Source organism: Pseudomonas sp. 2822-17, assembly GCF_002742485.1.
Lineage (GTDB): Bacteria > Pseudomonadota > Gammaproteobacteria > Pseudomonadales > Pseudomonadaceae > Aquipseudomonas > Aquipseudomonas cyclaminis.
Window position 1 is genome coordinate 190,686 of record NZ_LJRZ01000760.1, and the last position, 16,042, is coordinate 206,727.

Sequence of the window (16,042 nt, forward strand, 5' to 3'; positions counted from 1 at the left end):
TTTCAGCAAAGAAGAGAGTTAATCCGAATATGCCCACCCGCTCGAAGATCATCTACACCTTCACCGACGAAGCCCCTGCCCTCGCCACCTATTCACTGCTGCCTATCGTAGAGGCCTTCACCGCTTCCGCTGATATTGCCGTGGAAACCCGCGACATCTCCCTCGCCGCGCGCATCCTGGCAAGCTTCCCCGAGCAACTGGGCACCAAGGCCGTACCGGACCACCTCGCCGAACTGGGCGACCTGGCCGTGACCCCTGAAGCCAACATCATCAAGCTGCCCAACATCAGCGCCTCGACCCCGCAGCTGCAAGCGGCGATCAAGGAACTGCAGGCCCAGGGCTACGCCCTGCCGGACTACCCGGAAATCGTAACCACCGACGCGGAAAAAGAAACCCGTGCACGTTACGACAAGGTCAAGGGCAGCGCCGTGAACCCGGTACTGCGCGAAGGCAACTCCGACCGCCGCGCACCGCTGTCGGTCAAGAACTATGCACGCAAGCACCCGCACAAAATGGGCGCCTGGGCTGCGGACTCGAAATCGCACATCGCCCACATGAGCAACGGCGACTTCTACGGCAGCGAAAAAGCCGTACAGATCGAAGCCGCTGATGCTGTCAAAATTGAGCTGGTCGGCAAGGACGGCACCACTACCGTCCTGAAGGAAAAGACCACCGCACAGGCTGGCGAGATCCTCGACAGCGCCGTGCTGAGCAAGAACGCACTGCGCACGTTCATCGCCGCCGAAATCGAAGACGCCAAGAAACAAGGCGTACTGCTGTCGGTTCACCTCAAAGCCACCATGATGAAGGTCTCCGACCCGATCATGTTCGGCCAGATCGTTGCCGAGTTCTATAAAGAAGCTCTGACCAAGCACGCCACCGTGCTGGAGCAGATCGGCTTCAACCTGAACAACGGCATCGGCGACCTGTACGCCCGCATCAAGGCCCTGCCGGCTGACCAGCAGGCACAGATCGAAGCTGATATCCAGGCGGTCTATGTCGCTCGCCCCTCCCTGGCGATGGTCAACTCCGACAAAGGCATTACCAACCTGCACGTGCCAAGCGACGTCATCGTCGACGCCTCGATGCCGGCCATGATCCGTGACTCCGGCAAGATGTGGGGCACCGACGGCCAGCTGCATGACACCAAGGCCGTGATCCCGGATCGCTGCTACGCCACCATCTACCAAGCCGTCATCGAAGACTGCAAGGCCAATGGCGCTTTCGATCCAACCACCATGGGCAGCGTGCCAAACGTTGGCCTGATGGCCAAGAAAGCCGAAGAGTACGGCTCCCACGACAAGACCTTCCAGATCAAGGCTGATGGCGTAGTCCGCATCACCGACAGCAAGGGCAACCTGCTGATGGAACAGACCGTCGAAGCCGGCGACATCTTCCGCATGTGCCAGACCAAAGACGCGCCGATCCAGGACTGGGTCAAGCTGGCCGTCAACCGTGCCCGCGCCAGCGACACCCCGGCCATTTTCTGGCTGGACCCCAAGCGTGCGCATGACGGCGTCGTGGTCGAGAAAGTTCAGGCTTACCTGAAAGACCACAACACCGAGGGCCTGGACATCCGCATCATGGCGCCGGTCGACGCGATGAAGTTCACCCTGGAGCGTACCCGCAAGGGCCTGGACACCATCTCGGTAACCGGCAACGTACTGCGCGACTACCTGACCGACCTGTTCCCGATCATGGAACTGGGCACCAGCGCCAAGATGCTGTCGATCGTGCCGCTGATGAACGGCGGTGGCCTGTTCGAAACCGGCGCCGGCGGTTCGGCGCCAAAGCACGTGCAGCAACTGGTTGAAGAGAACTTCCTGCGCTGGGATTCCCTGGGCGAGTTCCTGGCCCTGGCCGCGTCCCTTGAGCATTTGGGTGTCACCTACAACAACCCGAAAGCCCTGGTACTGTCCAAGACCCTGGACCAGGCCACCGGCCAGTTCCTCGACAACAACAAGTCGCCATCGCGCAAAGTCGGCAACATCGACAACCGCGGCAGCCACTTCTACCTGGCGCTGTACTGGGCTCAAGCCCTGGCCGCCCAGACCGAAGACACTGCACTGCAAGCGCAGTTCGGCGAACTGGCAAAAACCCTGGCTGACAACGAAGCAACCATCGTTGCCGAGCTCAACGCCGTACAGGGCAAGCCAGTGGACATCGGCGGCTACTACGCGCCGAACCCAGAACTGACCAGCAAGGCCATGCGCCCAAGCAACACCCTCAATGCGGCGATTGCCAAGTTGAAGTAAGGTTGTAAGGTGAAATCACAAACCCCGGCCATGTGCCGGGGTTTGTGTTTTCTGCGCTTATAAAGCGCCGTATTCCGCACGCCAGGCCGCTTCGATGATCGCCAGCAACTGCGGCTTGTACCATGGTTCCCAGCCCGCCCTTTGCTTGAGTTCGACACCAAACCCCGGCAGCGCCGGCAGATGATCAAATACCTCAAGGTTTTTCAGGCCCTGCACCTGTGCAAACCAGGGTAAAAGCGTTACACCGACCCCTGCTTGAACTGCGGAACGCAACGACATCAGATCCTCGGACTCATACACACAGCGCCACGGGATGCCGCTCTCCTCCAGACGGCGAACCGCTAGACTCCTGAACACACATGGCGCCTTGAACAACGCCAGCAAAACCTCCTGCCCCTCTACCGGCGGCACCGCATGTTCACCACCCAACCACCGCAACGAAAGCGCATGCAGTGGCTCCCCGGCGACTTTTGGCAACTCGTCGATCATCAGGCCAATATCAATGTCACCCTCGCTGAACGCCTGAGAAAGCAACATCGAGCGTGCAACCTTGACCACGATTCGTACGGACGGCATCTCAAGAGCCACAGCAGGAATAACGCGCTGCACAATCTCTTCGCTGAAATACTCGGGTATGCCCAGCGTCACCGACTCCTGGGAGCGACTTGCATCAAAGAGACTGCCCACTTTGTCGTTAACGCTCACTATTTGCTTGGCGTAGCCGGTCAGGCGCTCGCCTTCCAAAGTGAGCAACACTTGACGATTGTCACGCGCGAAGAGTTCGACACCCAGCAGATCCTCCATTCGCCGGATCTGCTGACTGATCGCCGGCTGGGTCAGGCTCAACGCCTGCGCGGCCCGAGTAAAACTGCCCAACTCCGCCACCTTGAGAAAGCTGCGCAGCGATTGAATATCAAGATTGACTCTCATGGCATCGCCCAAGTGAGTGAATAAACACGCAGGGCATTAGTGCAAGGCACGGAGCATCTCTGTCAAGACCGCCTACCTGGTTCGCCCATGATTCATCCAATAAACCCCGGCGCCTGACACAACGAAGCCAAGAATCGCCACCCCACTTGGCATCTCTCCCAGCACCATGGACGCCATGATCTGCGTGACAGCCGGAATGACATGAAACAAGTTCGTCGCCTTACTCGCGCCCCCCCGCCGAATCATCAGATACAGCAACGTCAACGCACCCACCGAATTCATCAACGTGATCCAAGCCACCGAAGCTGCGAAGGGCATCCACTCGGTCACCTGCATGGTTTCCGTGGCGCAAGCCAGCGCCAACATAACAAGCGATGCGGTGGCCATCTGAATAAAGCAACCCACCCACAGATCGACCCCACCGAGAAAGCGCTTCTGATAGAGCGTGCCAAGGGTGATACCCAGTAACGCCAGACCTACCGCGCCATAACCACTGATTGACGACGCGGTACCCAAAAAACTATTACCCACAACAATAGCGACGCCGCCGACGCCAAGGATCGAGCCTGGTAGATCGCGCCAGCTCAGTTGCTCGCCCAAACAGAAGTAGGCGCCGATCACCACGAACACGGGCATCAGCCCGACTATCAGCGCCGCTTGCCCGGCCGGGACGCCCTGGCTAATGCCGGTGTAGAGGCCGCCAAATTGCAGAGCCTGCAAGAGCAAGCCCACGACTGCCGCATGAAGGTAAGGTGTAAGCCGCCTGGGCCACTCGGCCTTGATGGCGATCGCAACGCCCAGGAACACCAGGGCCGCCAGGGCAAACCGGCAGAATGTCATAGTGAAAGGCTCACCATAACGCACGCCAAAAGCACCGCCGATGTAGCCGGAACTCCATAGCAGGATGAAAGCAATGGGTAGTGGTGAAGTCAGGCGCACTTCGTAGCTTTTGTGGGCAATCGGGTTCATGACACTCTCCGCACTGATGGTTCTGAAGAGATAAGCTGCGCCTTGGGCTGAAATCGGTAAAATCATAAAATGTCAGGTGCATCATGCAGATTGCTTATGCCCCCACATTGACTGCAATCCTGCCCGAAGACTGCACGGCATTCGAAATCGAGAGACATCCCATGACCTGGCAACCCCACATCACCGTCGCCACCATCGTCGAAGACAACGGCCGCTTCCTGATGGTCGAAGAACTCAAGGGCGGCCGCGCGGTGCTCAACCAGCCCGCCGGGCACCTCGATCCGGACGAGACCCTGACCGAGGCCGCCGTGCGCGAAACCCTCGAAGAAACCGGCTGGGACGTGGAAGCCATGGGCATCGTCGGCATCTACCTGTACACCGCCCCCAGCAATGGCGTGACCTATCAAAGAGTCTGCTTTATCGCCAAAGCCCTGAAACACCACCCGGACTATCAACTCGACGAAGGCATCCTCCGCGCCCGCTGGCTGACACGGGAGGAGCTGATGGCCGTGCGCGAGGACTGGCGCAGCGAGTTGATCATCCGTTGTATCGATGATTATCTGGCCGGTCAGCGCCACCGCCTGGAATTGATCCGCCCTTCTCTTTAGCCTTGCGGGCCCAGGCCTGCTAGAATCGCGTCCTTTTTCAAGACACCCGTTGAAACCCTATGCGTGATCCAGCCCCTTCTGACACACAAAAGAAGCGCGTCATCGTCGGCATGTCCGGCGGCGTGGATTCTTCCGTTTCCGCCGTTCTGCTCATGGAGCAGGGTTATGAGGTGGAAGGCCTGTTCATGAAGAACTGGGAAGAAGACGATGGAACGGAGTATTGCACCGCCATGGACGACCTGGCGGACGCCCAGGCCGTGTGCGACAAGATCGGTATCAAGCTGCACACCGCCAACTTCGCCGCCGAGTACTGGGACAACGTGTTCGAGCACTTCCTGGCCGAATACAAGGCTGGGCGCACGCCGAACCCGGACATCCTGTGCAACCGCGAAATCAAGTTCAAGGCGTTCCTTGATTACGCCATGATCCTCGGCGCAGACCTCATTGCAACCGGCCACTACGTGCGTCGTCGCGATATCGATGGGCGCACCGAACTGCTCAAGGGCCTGGACCCGAACAAGGACCAGAGCTACTTCCTGCACGCTGTCGGCGGCGAACAGATCGCCAAGACCCTGTTCCCGGTCGGCGAGCTGGAAAAGCCCGAAGTGCGCAAGATCGCCGAAAAACACGGCCTGGCAACCGCCAAGAAGAAAGATTCCACCGGGATCTGCTTTATCGGCGAGCGCCGTTTCAGCGACTTCCTCAAGCAATACCTGCCGGCACAACCAGGCGAAATCAAAACCACCGAAGGCGAAGTGATCGGTCGCCACCACGGCCTGATGTACCACACCATCGGCCAACGCCAGGGCCTGGGCATCGGCGGTTTGAAAGACGCCGGTGAAGAGCCGTGGTACGTGCTGGTCAAGGACCTGGAAAACAACGTGCTGATCGTCGGCCAGGGCAACGAACACCCGCTGCTGTTCTCTGGCGCGCTGCTGGCTTCTGAGATCTATTGGGTCAACCCGATCGACCTGAGCACGCCGCGCCGCCTGACCGCCAAAGTGCGTTACCGCCAGAGCGACCAACCGTGCACCCTGGAAAAAACCACTACCGGTTACCGTGCGACCTTTGATGACCCGCAACGTGCGGTCACCCCTGGCCAGTCCGTGGTGTTCTATGACGGCGAAGTCTGCCTGGGCGGTGGCGTGATTGAAGTCGCGCAAGCCTGGAGCAACCCGGCATGAGCCCGACCCAGGAGCAATTGACGGCACTCGGCGGGGTATTTCTCTCCGCCGTGCTGGTGGACAAGATCGCCAAGACCGGCCAGGTCACCGAAGCGGGCCTGACCTGCATGCTCGGCAGCCTGCTGATCCGCGACCCCAAGGACACCCTGGAAGTCTACGGCGGCGACGACCTGGCGCTGCGCGAAGGTTACCGCGCGCTGATCGGCGCCCTGGAGCGCGACCCGAGCACCTTGCAGCGCGAACCGCTGCGCTACGCCCTGTCGATGCTCGGCCTGGAGCGTCAACTGGCCAAGCGCGACGACATGCTGGAAATCATCGGCAAGCGCCTGCCACAGATCCAGTCCCAGGTAGAACACTTCGGCCCAGCCCACGAAAACGTGATCGCCGCCTGCGGCGCTTTGTACCAGGACACCTTGAGCACCTTGCGCCAGCGGATCCAGGTCCATGGCGACATGCGCAACCTGCAGCAACCGAACAACGCCTCGAAAATCCGCGCCCTGCTCCTGGCCGGTATTCGTTCGGCGCGGTTGTGGCGCCAGTTGGGCGGTCATCGCTGGCAGCTGGTGATCAGCCGACGCAAATTGCTCAAAGAGCTTTACCCGTTGATGCGCAACGAATAAGTCGCAGCAACAGACTATTTTCAAGCCGTTACGCGTAATACGCCGGTCAGTTGGCGACGGACCGGCGGATTTTTTCATGTATGATACGCGCCCCATTTCGTTGCCCGACTGTCCGAGAACACCCCATGCAGCTCTCTTCGCTCACTGCGGTTTCCCCTGTTGACGGCCGCTACGCCGGCAAAACCCAGGCCCTGCGCCCTATTTTCAGCGAATACGGCCTGATCCGTGCTCGTGTACTGGTTGAAGTGCGCTGGCTCCAGCGCCTGGCCGCTCACCCCGCCATCAGCGAAGTGCCGGCGTTTTCCGCCGAGGCCAACGCTGTACTCAACACCCTGGCGGAAAACTTCTCCCTGGAGCACGCCGAGCGTGTGAAAGAGATCGAGCGCACCACCAACCACGACGTAAAAGCCATCGAATACCTGCTCAAAGAGCAGGCGGCGAAGCTGCCGGAACTGGCCCAGGTCAGCGAGTTCATCCACTTTGCCTGCACCAGCGAGGACATCAACAACCTGTCCCACGCTCTGATGCTGCGCGAAGGCCGCGATGACGTGATGCTGCCGCTGATGCGCCAGACTGCCGAAGCCATCCGCGAACTGGCCATCCGTTTCGCCGACGTGCCGATGCTGTCGCGCACCCACGGTCAACCGGCATCGCCGACCACCTTGGGCAAAGAACTGGCCAACGTGGTGTATCGCCTGGAGCGCCAGATCGCTCAGGTCGCCGCCGTACCACTGCTGGGCAAGATCAACGGCGCCGTGGGCAACTACAACGCCCACCTGTCGGCCTACCCTGAGATCGACTGGGAAGCCAACGCCCGCGCCTTCATCGAAGACGAGCTGGGCCTGGGCTTCAACCCGTACACCACGCAGATCGAACCGCACGACTACATCGCCGAGCTGTTCGACGCGATTGCGCGCTTCAACACCATCCTGATCGACTTCGATCGCGATATCTGGGGCTACATTTCCCTGGGCTACTTCAAGCAGCGCACCATCGCCGGTGAAATCGGTTCGTCGACCATGCCGCACAAGGTCAACCCGATTGACTTCGAAAACTCCGAAGGCAACCTCGGCATCGCCAACGCCCTGTTCCAGCACCTGGCCAGCAAGTTGCCGATCTCCCGCTGGCAGCGCGACCTGACCGACTCCACCGTACTGCGCAACCTCGGCGTGGGCTTTGCTCACAGCGTGATCGCATACGAAGCCAGCCTCAAAGGCATCAGCAAGCTGGAGCTCAACGCGCAGAAAATCGCCGCTGACCTGGACGCCTGCTGGGAAGTCCTGGCCGAGCCGATCCAGACCGTGATGCGTCGTTACAACATCGAAAACCCGTACGAGAAGCTGAAAGAGTTGACCCGCGGCAAGGGCATCACCTCCGACGCACTGCAAACTTTCATCGACGGCCTGGACATGCCAGCCGCCGCCAAGGCCGAGCTGAAACTGCTCACCCCGGCCAACTACATCGGTAACGCTGTAGAGCAAGCCAAGCGCATCTGATCATCGCAAGACCCTTGAGACGCCCGGCCGCGCCGGGCGTTTTTATTCCCGTCTTAAAAGTGCTTTTTTTCAATAGGTTACACATGAATCCTGACATCCCTCTTCAACTTCTGGGCGGCATCACGGCACGTGAATTCCTGCGCGATTACTGGCAGAAAAAACCGCTGTTGATCCGCCAGGCCATCCCTGATTTCGAAAGCCCGATCGACGCCGACGAACTCGCCGGCCTGGCCCTGGAAGAAGAAGTCGAATCGCGCCTGGTGATCGAACACGGCGAGCGCCCATGGGAACTGCGTCGCGGCCCGTTCGCCGAAGACGCCTTCGCCAGCCTGCCTGAGCGCGAGTGGACCCTGCTGGTGCAGGCGGTCGACCAGTTCGTGCCTGAAGTGGCCGAGCTGCTGGAGCAGTTCCGCTTCCTGCCGAGCTGGCGCATCGACGATGTGATGATCAGCTTCGCCGCACCGGGCGGCAGCGTTGGTCCGCACTTCGACAACTACGACGTGTTCCTGCTGCAAGCCCAGGGCAAGCGCAACTGGAAGATCGGCCAGATGTGCAGCTCCGAAAGCCCGCTGCTGCAACACGCAGACCTGCGTATCCTCGCTGAATTCGAAGAAACCGCCGAATGGGTGCTGGAACCGGGCGACATGCTCTACCTGCCGCCTCGCCTGGCGCACTTCGGCATCGCCGAAGATGACTGCATGACCTACTCGGTCGGCTTCCGTGCTCCGAGCGCCGCTGAAGTGCTGACCCACTTCACCGACTTCCTCGCCCAGTACCTGACCGACGAAGAGCGCTACACCGACGCAGACGCCCAGCCGGTCAGCGACCCGCATCAGATCCAGAGCGACGCCCTCGACCGCCTCAAGAGCCTGCTGGCCGAGCACATGAGTGACGAACGCATGCTGCTGACCTGGTTCGGCCAGTTCATGACCGAACCGCGCTACCCGGAACTGGTTGCAGGCGAAGAGCTGGGTGAAGACGACTTCATCAGCACCCTGCAAGACGGCGCCATCCTGGTACGCAACCCAAGCGCACGCTTGGCGTGGTCCGAAGTGGACGATGACGTGCTGCTATTCGCCAGCGGCCAGAGCCGTTACCTGCCCGGCAAACTGCGCGAGCTGCTGAAACTGGTGTGCTCCGCCGATGCGCTGCACAGCGAAAACCTGGGCGAGTGGCTCGCCGACGAAGACGGTCGCGACCTGCTGTGCGAACTGGTCAAGCAGGGCAGCCTGGGATTTGCCGATGAATAAGATTCACGTAAGTGTCGCGGACTGGCGAAAGGATATCGACGAGATTCGGCGCATTCGTGAAGCGGTATTTATCGCTGAACAATCGGTTCCGCCCGAGCTGGAGTGGGACGCGGACGACGCTGATGCGGTGCATTTCCTGGTGTTTGAAGGCGACTTTCCGATTGGCACCGCTCGCCTGCTGCCCAGTGGCGAAATTGGGCGTGTGTCGGTGCTCAAGGATTGGCGCGGGCTGAAGGTCGGCGACAAGCTGATGGAAGCGGTGATCGGCGTGGCCGAGCAACGCGGGCAGACCAAGCAATTCCTGAGTGCCCAGGTGTACGCAGCGCCGTTCTATGAGCGGCTTGGCTTCAAGATCGTCAGTGATGAATTCCTCGAAGTCGGGATTCCGCATGTCGATATGGTGCGCGGGGGCTGACTCAAGACCGCGTCGCTGCCATCGGGGGCAAGCCCCCTCCCACATTTTGACCGAGTACATCCCCTGGAATGCGGTCAAGTGTGGGAGGGGGCTTGCCCCCGATGACTATCTCAGCAACACCCCAAGATGCCCTGCCATGCCAGGGCATTTTGCCGTCTACGATTCAACTTGCGCCCCGCCAGGCCGACAAACTGGCACTATCCAAGCCTAAACGCCTCGCAGAGATAACGGACATGTCCCTACGCACCCTGCTCACCGCCCTCCTCCTGACCGCCAGCGTCTCAGCCATGGCCAACACCGAAGTCGTCAACCTGAGCAACCGCACCAGCGCCGACCTGCTGCCGGTGGCACAGAACTTCATCGGCAAGGACGGCACTGTCAGCGTCTACGGCAACCAGCTTATTGTTAACGCCGCCCCCGGCAAGATCGAAGCTCTGCGCGCCCTGCTCGCCCAGCTCGACACGCCTGCCAAACGCCTGCTGATTACTGTGGACACCAACGAAAGCAACCAGCAAAACACCGCTAGCAACCAGACCCGCATCATCAGCTACGGCACCGCCAGCCGTGACGGTGGCATCCAGCAGATCCAGGCCAGCGAAGGCGTGCCCGCTCTGATTCAGGTTGGCCAAAGCGTGCCACTGACCACTACACAACCTGATGCTTATGGCCGCCCGCAAAACCAGACCCAGTACCGCAACGTGACCCAGGGCTTCTATGTGACCGCCAGCGTCACCGGCGAGACCGTTCACCTGGCAATCAGTACCAACCGTGACCGCATGAGCCAGGAACGTCCCGATGTAGTGAACGTGCAAAGCACCGACACAACCATCAGTGGCCGGCTGGGTGAGTGGATTCCCCTGGCGGGCATCAACCGCCAGACCCAGGCAGACAATTCCTCTACAACCCGCAGCTACTCTACTCAGGGCCGCGATGACCTGACTTTGCGGGTCAAGGTCGACACCCTGAACTGAAGCACCAAAAACTGACTGATGAGTCGTATAAGACTAAAGATGTAGTGCTCTGAAAAAAGCACTACAAAACATTTGACGATCCAAAAAAGCATGGGCATGATGGCCTCGCTCCCGCTAATCAGGGGCCCTGGCAAGGGCCTTCGGATCGTCGCTCCAAGTTACCCACATGAGCCGATTCGTGTCTGTACCGCCCACAAGGCGTGTTTGACGAGGTTGCGACTGGAACGAAGTTGTCCCGAGGGACGGAAGCTAACCAGGTAACCCGGCAACACGCTGCAGAATGCCCAAGGGCCCACGACGCCCGAAGACTGTTCTCGGCCAGCCTTTACCTGCCCCCTCTCGATCATCGTTCATCCCGTCGCCTGCCCCGTCAGACCTGACTTGACCGCCTATGCTTCTGGTCAGCGAGCAGCCATACCCCGCAACGATTGCGCGGCTGGCAAATGGATCTTTCCACCTAGACCTATGCGACGAGGTTTTTCCCCATGGCACTGACACGCGAACAGCAAATTGCAGCCCTTGAAAAAGATTGGGCTGAAAACCCACGCTGGAAAGGCGTGACCCGCGCTTATTCCGCTGCTGACGTCGTCCGCCTGCGTGGCTCGGTTCAACCTGAGCACACCTTTGCAAAACTCGGCGCCGAGAAGCTGTGGAACCTGGTCACCCAAGGTGCCAAGCCTTCCTTCCGTCCCGACAAAGATTTCGTCAACTGCATGGGCGCCCTTACTGGCGGCCAGGCAGTCCAACAGGTAAAAGCCGGCATCCAGGCGATCTACCTGTCCGGCTGGCAAGTGGCAGCGGACAACAACTCCGCTGAATCCATGTACCCCGACCAATCGCTGTATCCAGTTGACTCCGTACCGACCGTGGTCAAGCGCATCAACAACTCGTTCCGTCGTGCCGACCAGATCCAGTGGAAAGCCGGCAAAGGTCCGGGCGACGAAGGCTACATCGACTACTTCGCGCCAATCGTGGCTGACGCCGAAGCCGGTTTCGGCGGCGTACTGAACGCTTACGAGCTGATGAAGAGCATGATCGAAGCCGGCGCCGCTGGTGTTCACTTCGAAGACCAACTGGCCTCTGTGAAGAAATGTGGCCACATGGGCGGCAAGGTACTGGTTCCGACCCAGGAAGCCGTACAGAAGCTGACCGCTGCCCGTTTGGCCGCTGACGTTGCCGGCACGCCGACCATCATCCTGGCCCGTACCGACGCCAACGCCGCTGACTTGCTGACCTCGGACTGCGACCCGTACGATCAGCCGTTCGTGACCGGCGAGCGCACCCAGGAAGGCTTCTATAAAGTACGCGCCGGCCTCGACCAAGCCATCGCCCGCGGCCTGGCCTATGCGCCGTATGCCGACCTGATCTGGTGCGAAACCGCCAAGCCGGACCTGGACGAAGCCCGTCGCTTTGCCGAAGCGATCAAAAAGGAATACCCGGACCAACTGCTGTCCTACAACTGCTCGCCTTCCTTCAACTGGAAGAAGAACCTGGACGACGCGACCATCGCCAAGTTCCAGCGCGAACTGTCCGCCATGGGCTACAAGCACCAGTTCATCACCCTGGCTGGCATTCACAACATGTGGCACAGCATGTTCAACCTGGCGCACGACTACGCCCGCAACGACATGACCGCCTACGTGAAACTGCAGGAGCAGGAATTTGCTGACGCCTCCAAGGGCTATACCTTTGTGGCGCACCAGCAGGAAGTCGGCACCGGCTACTTCGACGACATGACCACCGTGATCCAGGGCGGCACCTCGTCCGTGACCGCGCTGACCGGCTCGACCGAAGAAGAGCAGTTCCACTAAGCACCGCGTACACGGCCACGGCGGCCCCAAGGAAGACCTAACCGCAGTGCCGCACAGCAATCACGCCCCGACTGGTTCGGGGCTTTTTTTTGCCTACGGAAAAACCGTCTGACACGACAAAACTCAAAATGTGGGAGGGGGCAATGTGGTCTGCCTGAAGATTTTGCGCAAAACATTGATCCAGAGCGGTATGCAAATCCGCAAAAGCGGTTAAAAGATGCACACCCACAACTAAGCAGCAATCAAGCAAGTAACACCAACTTCCCCCGCCACACGAGAAACATTCGCTTAAACCTCACGCAAACAATATTCATTATCATTTGGACGATAAAAACTTCGTTGCCCAACAAACAAAACTTAATTGTACAAATGCCCGCTAATGCCCGCCCCGCAAGGGCTACAGCCCCACAAAGGTGCACTATGTCCTTATTCCATCGAATAATTTCGCCATAGGAATTTTACTTGCCCGGTGTTTAGCCATAAAATCACCGCGATTGACTGCGCTGCGACATATCGTCACTGCATCATTACTTTTTCGAGCTCAGAGACCTTTGCTCTCTGTTAAGGATTTCCAGCATGACCGAAGCGACAGGACTCATAGCCCACAACTGGGGCTTTGCCATTTTCCTCCTCGGTGTTGTAGGCCTTTGCGCCTTCATGCTCGGCGTTTCCAGCCTCCTCGGGTCAAAAGCCTGGGGCCGCAGCAAAAACGAACCGTTCGAGTCGGGCATGCTACCTACAGGTGGCGCCCGCCTGCGGCTCTCAGCCAAATTCTATCTGGTCGCGATGCTGTTCGTGATCTTCGATATCGAAGCCCTTTTTCTCTTTGCCTGGTCTGTGTCCGTCCGCGAAAGCGGCTGGACCGGATTCGTCGAAGCTCTCGTTTTCATAGCAATTCTGTTGGCAGGCCTTGTCTACCTATTTCGAGTGGGCGCCCTTGATTGGGCTCCGGAAGCTCGTCGTAAGCGGCAAGCGAAGCTGAAACAATGAGGCTTTGGCGATGCAATACAATCTCACCAGGATCGACCCGGATGCTCCTAACGATCAGTACCCCATCGGCGAACGGGAAACCGTCTCCGATCCGTTAGAAGACCAAGTCCACAAAAACATCTACATGGGCAAGCTGGAAGACGTGCTGAGTGGCGCGGTCAACTGGGGACGTAAAAATTCCCTGTGGCCGTACAACTTCGGCCTTTCGTGCTGCTACGTGGAAATGACCACCGCCTTCACGGCGCCCCACGACATCGCACGCTTTGGCGCCGAAGTTATCCGGGCATCACCGCGCCAGGCGGATTTCATGGTTATTGCCGGAACCTGCTTCATCAAGATGGCGCCGATCATTCAGCGTCTCTACGAGCAAATGCTCGAACCTAAGTGGGTTATCTCCATGGGTTCGTGCGCCAACTCCGGTGGCATGTACGACATCTACTCCGTGGTTCAGGGGGTGGACAAGTTCCTGCCCGTGGACGTCTACGTGCCTGGCTGCCCGCCTCGCCCTGAAGCATTCCTGCAAGGCTTGATGCTGTTGCAGGAATCGATTGGCAAGGAGCGTCGCCCGCTTTCCTGGGTCGTCGGCGATCAAGGCGTATACCGCGCCGAGATGCCTTCGCAAAAGGAACAGCGCCGCGAACAGCGAATCGCAGTCACCAACCTGCGCAGCCCCGACGAAGTCTGACCCAGCCCGCTTCTTTTATAGAACGAAAACCTGGCCTCATTCTTTACGTTGACCGAAAGCGATAAAAAACCATGACTACAGGCAGTGCTCTGTATATCCCGCCTTATAAGGCAGACGACCAGGATGTGGTCGTCGAACTCAATAACCGTTTTGGCCCTGACGCCTTCACCGCCCAGGCCACACGCACCGGTATGCCGGTGCTGTGGGTGGCGCGCGCCAAGCTCGTCGAAGTCCTGACCTTCCTGCGCAACCTGCCCAAGCCGTACGTCATGCTCTATGACCTGCATGGCGTGGACGAGCGTCTGCGCACCAAGCGTCAAGGGCTGCCGAGCGGTGCCGATTTCACCGTGTTCTACCACCTGATGTCGCTGGAACGTAACAGCGACGTGATGATCAAGGTTGCCCTCTCCGAGAGCGACCTGAGCGTCCCGACCGTGACCGGCATCTGGCCGAACGCCAGCTGGTACGAGCGTGAAGTCTGGGACATGTTCGGTATCGACTTCCCGGGCCACCCGCACCTGACGCGCATCATGATGCCGCCGACCTGGGAAGGTCACCCGCTGCGCAAGGACTTCCCTGCCCGCGCCACCGAATTCGATCCGTTCAGCCTCAACCTCGCCAAGCAACAGCTTGAAGAGGAAGCGGCGCGTTTCCGTCCGGAAGACTGGGGTATGAAACGCTCTGGCACCAACGAGGACTACATGTTCCTCAACCTGGGCCCGAACCACCCTTCGGCTCACGGTGCCTTCCGTATCATCCTGCAACTGGACGGCGAAGAAATCGTCGACTGTGTCCCGGACATCGGCTACCACCACCGTGGTGCCGAGAAGATGGCCGAGCGTCAGTCCTGGCACAGCTTTATCCCGTATACCGACCGTATCGACTACCTCGGCGGCGTGATGAACAACCTGCCGTACGTGCTCTCGGTCGAGAAGCTGGCCGGTATCAAGGTGCCCGACCGCGTCGACACCATCCGCATCATGATGGCCGAGTTCTTCCGGATCACCAGCCACCTGCTGTTCCTGGGTACCTATATCCAGGACGTCGGCGCCATGACCCCGGTGTTCTTCACCTTCACCGACCGTCAGCGCGCCTACAAGGTCATCGAAGCCATCACCGGTTTCCGCCTGCACCCGGCCTGGTACCGCATCGGCGGTGTTGCGCATGACCTGCCGAACGGCTGGGAGCGCCTGGTCAAGGAGTTCATCGACTGGATGCCCAAGCGTCTGGACGAGTACCAGAAAGCCGCGCTCGACAACAGCATCCTCAAGGGCCGTACCATCGGCGTCGCCGCCTACAACACCAAAGAGGCCCTGGAATGGGGCGTCACCGGTGCAGGCCTGCGCTCGACCGGCTGCGATTTCGACCTGCGTAAAGCCCGCCCGTACTCGGGCTACGAGAACTTCGAGTTCGAAGTCCCGCTGGCAGCCAATGGCGATGCCTACGACCGTTGCATCGTGCGCGTCGAAGAAATGCGCCAGAGCCTGAAGATCATCGAGCAGTGCATGCGCAACATGCCAGCCGGCCCGTACAAGGCGGATCACCCGCTGACCACGCCGCCGCCGAAAGAGCGCACGCTGCAACACATCGAAACCCTGATCACGCACTTCCTGCAGGTTTCGTGGGGCCCGGTGATGCCGGCCAACGAATCCTTCCAGATGATCGAAGCGACCAAGGGTATCAACAGTTATTACCTGACGAGCGATGGCGGCACCATGAGCTACCGCACCCGGATTCGTACGCCAAGCTTCCCGCACTTGCAGCAGATCCCTTCGGTGATCAAAGGCGAGATGGTCGCGGACTTGATTGCGTACCTGGGTAGTATCGATTTCGTTATGGCCGACGTGGACCGCTAAGC

Annotated in this window: 14 protein-coding genes; 12 read left to right on the forward strand and 2 right to left on the reverse strand. The window is 59.6% G+C overall.

The genetic code is table 11. The annotated features are described in order from the left end of the window. The first annotated feature begins 29 nt into the window (after positions 1-29). Positions 30-2,255, forward strand: coding sequence for an NADP-dependent isocitrate dehydrogenase (locus AOA60_RS27415; RefSeq protein WP_099587007.1), 2,226 nt, complete (start codon positions 30-32; stop codon positions 2,253-2,255). A gap of 57 nt (positions 2,256-2,312) precedes the next feature. Here the strand turns inward: AOA60_RS27415 and AOA60_RS27420 are convergent, their stop codons facing one another. Together AOA60_RS27420 and AOA60_RS27425 are read right to left on the reverse strand one after the other, a co-directional pair. Beyond that, positions 2,313-3,185, reverse strand: coding sequence for a LysR family transcriptional regulator (locus AOA60_RS27420; RefSeq protein ID WP_099587008.1), 873 nt, complete (start codon positions 3,183-3,185; stop codon positions 2,313-2,315). A 72-nt stretch (positions 3,186-3,257) separates the two neighbouring features. Continuing rightward, positions 3,258-4,154: a DMT family transporter gene (locus tag AOA60_RS27425; RefSeq protein ID WP_099587040.1), complete on the reverse strand. Its 897-nt coding sequence runs from the start codon at positions 4,152-4,154 to the stop codon at positions 3,258-3,260. Positions 4,155-4,315: 161 nt separating this feature from the next. Between AOA60_RS27425 and AOA60_RS27430 the strand changes: the two genes are divergently transcribed. From AOA60_RS27430 to nuoC, 11 genes are all read left to right on the forward strand, one after another. Further along, positions 4,316-4,762, forward strand: coding sequence for an NUDIX hydrolase (locus AOA60_RS27430; RefSeq protein WP_099587009.1), 447 nt, complete (start codon positions 4,316-4,318; stop codon positions 4,760-4,762). Positions 4,763-4,821: 59 nt separating this feature from the next. Then, positions 4,822-5,946 (forward strand): tRNA 2-thiouridine(34) synthase MnmA, encoded by a 1,125-nt coding sequence (gene mnmA / locus AOA60_RS27435; RefSeq protein WP_099587010.1) that lies wholly within the window; start codon positions 4,822-4,824, stop codon positions 5,944-5,946. Continuing rightward, positions 5,943-6,566, forward strand: a complete 624-nt coding sequence (gene hflD / locus AOA60_RS27440; protein WP_099587011.1) for a high frequency lysogenization protein HflD — start codon at positions 5,943-5,945, stop codon at positions 6,564-6,566. Before mnmA ends, hflD begins: the two co-directional genes overlap by 4 nt. 125 nt (positions 6,567-6,691) lie before the next feature. Then, a complete protein-coding gene (purB, locus tag AOA60_RS27445; RefSeq protein WP_099587012.1) occupies positions 6,692-8,062 on the forward strand; it encodes an adenylosuccinate lyase in 1,371 nt (456 codons plus the stop codon). 83 nt (positions 8,063-8,145) lie between these two features. Further along, positions 8,146-9,312, forward strand: coding sequence for a cupin domain-containing protein (locus AOA60_RS27450; protein ID WP_099587013.1), 1,167 nt, complete (start codon positions 8,146-8,148; stop codon positions 9,310-9,312). Next, complete coding sequence (locus AOA60_RS27455; RefSeq protein WP_099587014.1) at positions 9,305-9,727, forward strand: GNAT family N-acetyltransferase; 423 nt, start codon at positions 9,305-9,307, stop codon at positions 9,725-9,727. The genes AOA60_RS27450 and AOA60_RS27455 overlap by 8 nt, the downstream gene beginning before the upstream one ends. 233 nt (positions 9,728-9,960) lie before the next feature. Next, positions 9,961-10,698, forward strand: a complete 738-nt coding sequence (locus AOA60_RS27460) for a secretin N-terminal domain-containing protein (RefSeq protein ID WP_099587015.1) — start codon at positions 9,961-9,963, stop codon at positions 10,696-10,698. Between the two features lie 485 nt (positions 10,699-11,183). After that, on the forward strand, positions 11,184-12,509 hold the full coding sequence (gene aceA, locus AOA60_RS27465; protein ID WP_010458877.1) for an isocitrate lyase: 1,326 nt from the start codon (positions 11,184-11,186) through the stop codon (positions 12,507-12,509). Positions 12,510-13,085: 576 nt separating this feature from the next. Then, entirely contained in the window at positions 13,086-13,499 is a 414-nt protein-coding gene (locus AOA60_RS27470; protein ID WP_015372409.1) for an NADH-quinone oxidoreductase subunit A, read from the forward strand. 10 nt (positions 13,500-13,509) lie between these two features. Beyond that, positions 13,510-14,184 (forward strand): NADH-quinone oxidoreductase subunit B family protein, encoded by a 675-nt coding sequence (locus AOA60_RS27475; RefSeq protein ID WP_012724951.1) that lies wholly within the window; start codon positions 13,510-13,512, stop codon positions 14,182-14,184. Positions 14,185-14,255: 71 nt separating this feature from the next. Further along, positions 14,256-16,040: an NADH-quinone oxidoreductase subunit C/D gene (gene nuoC / locus AOA60_RS27480; RefSeq protein WP_099587016.1), complete on the forward strand. Its 1,785-nt coding sequence runs from the start codon at positions 14,256-14,258 to the stop codon at positions 16,038-16,040. The last annotated feature ends 2 nt before the right edge of the window (positions 16,041-16,042 follow it).

What these genes read in the sequence shown, in the direction of transcription:
- AOA60_RS27415 (WP_099587007.1), top strand. Translation starts at nt 30, where the DNA reads ATGCCCACCCGCTCGAAGATCATCTACACCTTCACCGACGAAGCCCCT.
- AOA60_RS27420 (WP_099587008.1), bottom strand. Translation starts at nt 3,185, where the DNA reads ATGAGAGTCAATCTTGATATTCAATCGCTGCGCAGCTTTCTCAAGGTG.
- AOA60_RS27425 (WP_099587040.1), bottom strand. Translation starts at nt 4,154, where the DNA reads ATGAACCCGATTGCCCACAAAAGCTACGAAGTGCGCCTGACTTCACCA.
- AOA60_RS27430 (WP_099587009.1), top strand. Translation starts at nt 4,316, where the DNA reads ATGACCTGGCAACCCCACATCACCGTCGCCACCATCGTCGAAGACAAC.
- mnmA (WP_099587010.1), top strand. Translation starts at nt 4,822, where the DNA reads ATGCGTGATCCAGCCCCTTCTGACACACAAAAGAAGCGCGTCATCGTC.
- hflD (WP_099587011.1), top strand. Translation starts at nt 5,943, where the DNA reads ATGAGCCCGACCCAGGAGCAATTGACGGCACTCGGCGGGGTATTTCTC.
- purB (WP_099587012.1), top strand. Translation starts at nt 6,692, where the DNA reads ATGCAGCTCTCTTCGCTCACTGCGGTTTCCCCTGTTGACGGCCGCTAC.
- AOA60_RS27450 (WP_099587013.1), top strand. Translation starts at nt 8,146, where the DNA reads ATGAATCCTGACATCCCTCTTCAACTTCTGGGCGGCATCACGGCACGT.
- AOA60_RS27455 (WP_099587014.1), top strand. Translation starts at nt 9,305, where the DNA reads ATGAATAAGATTCACGTAAGTGTCGCGGACTGGCGAAAGGATATCGAC.
- AOA60_RS27460 (WP_099587015.1), top strand. Translation starts at nt 9,961, where the DNA reads ATGTCCCTACGCACCCTGCTCACCGCCCTCCTCCTGACCGCCAGCGTC.
- aceA (WP_010458877.1), top strand. Translation starts at nt 11,184, where the DNA reads ATGGCACTGACACGCGAACAGCAAATTGCAGCCCTTGAAAAAGATTGG.
- AOA60_RS27470 (WP_015372409.1), top strand. Translation starts at nt 13,086, where the DNA reads ATGACCGAAGCGACAGGACTCATAGCCCACAACTGGGGCTTTGCCATT.
- AOA60_RS27475 (WP_012724951.1), top strand. Translation starts at nt 13,510, where the DNA reads ATGCAATACAATCTCACCAGGATCGACCCGGATGCTCCTAACGATCAG.
- nuoC (WP_099587016.1), top strand. Translation starts at nt 14,256, where the DNA reads ATGACTACAGGCAGTGCTCTGTATATCCCGCCTTATAAGGCAGACGAC.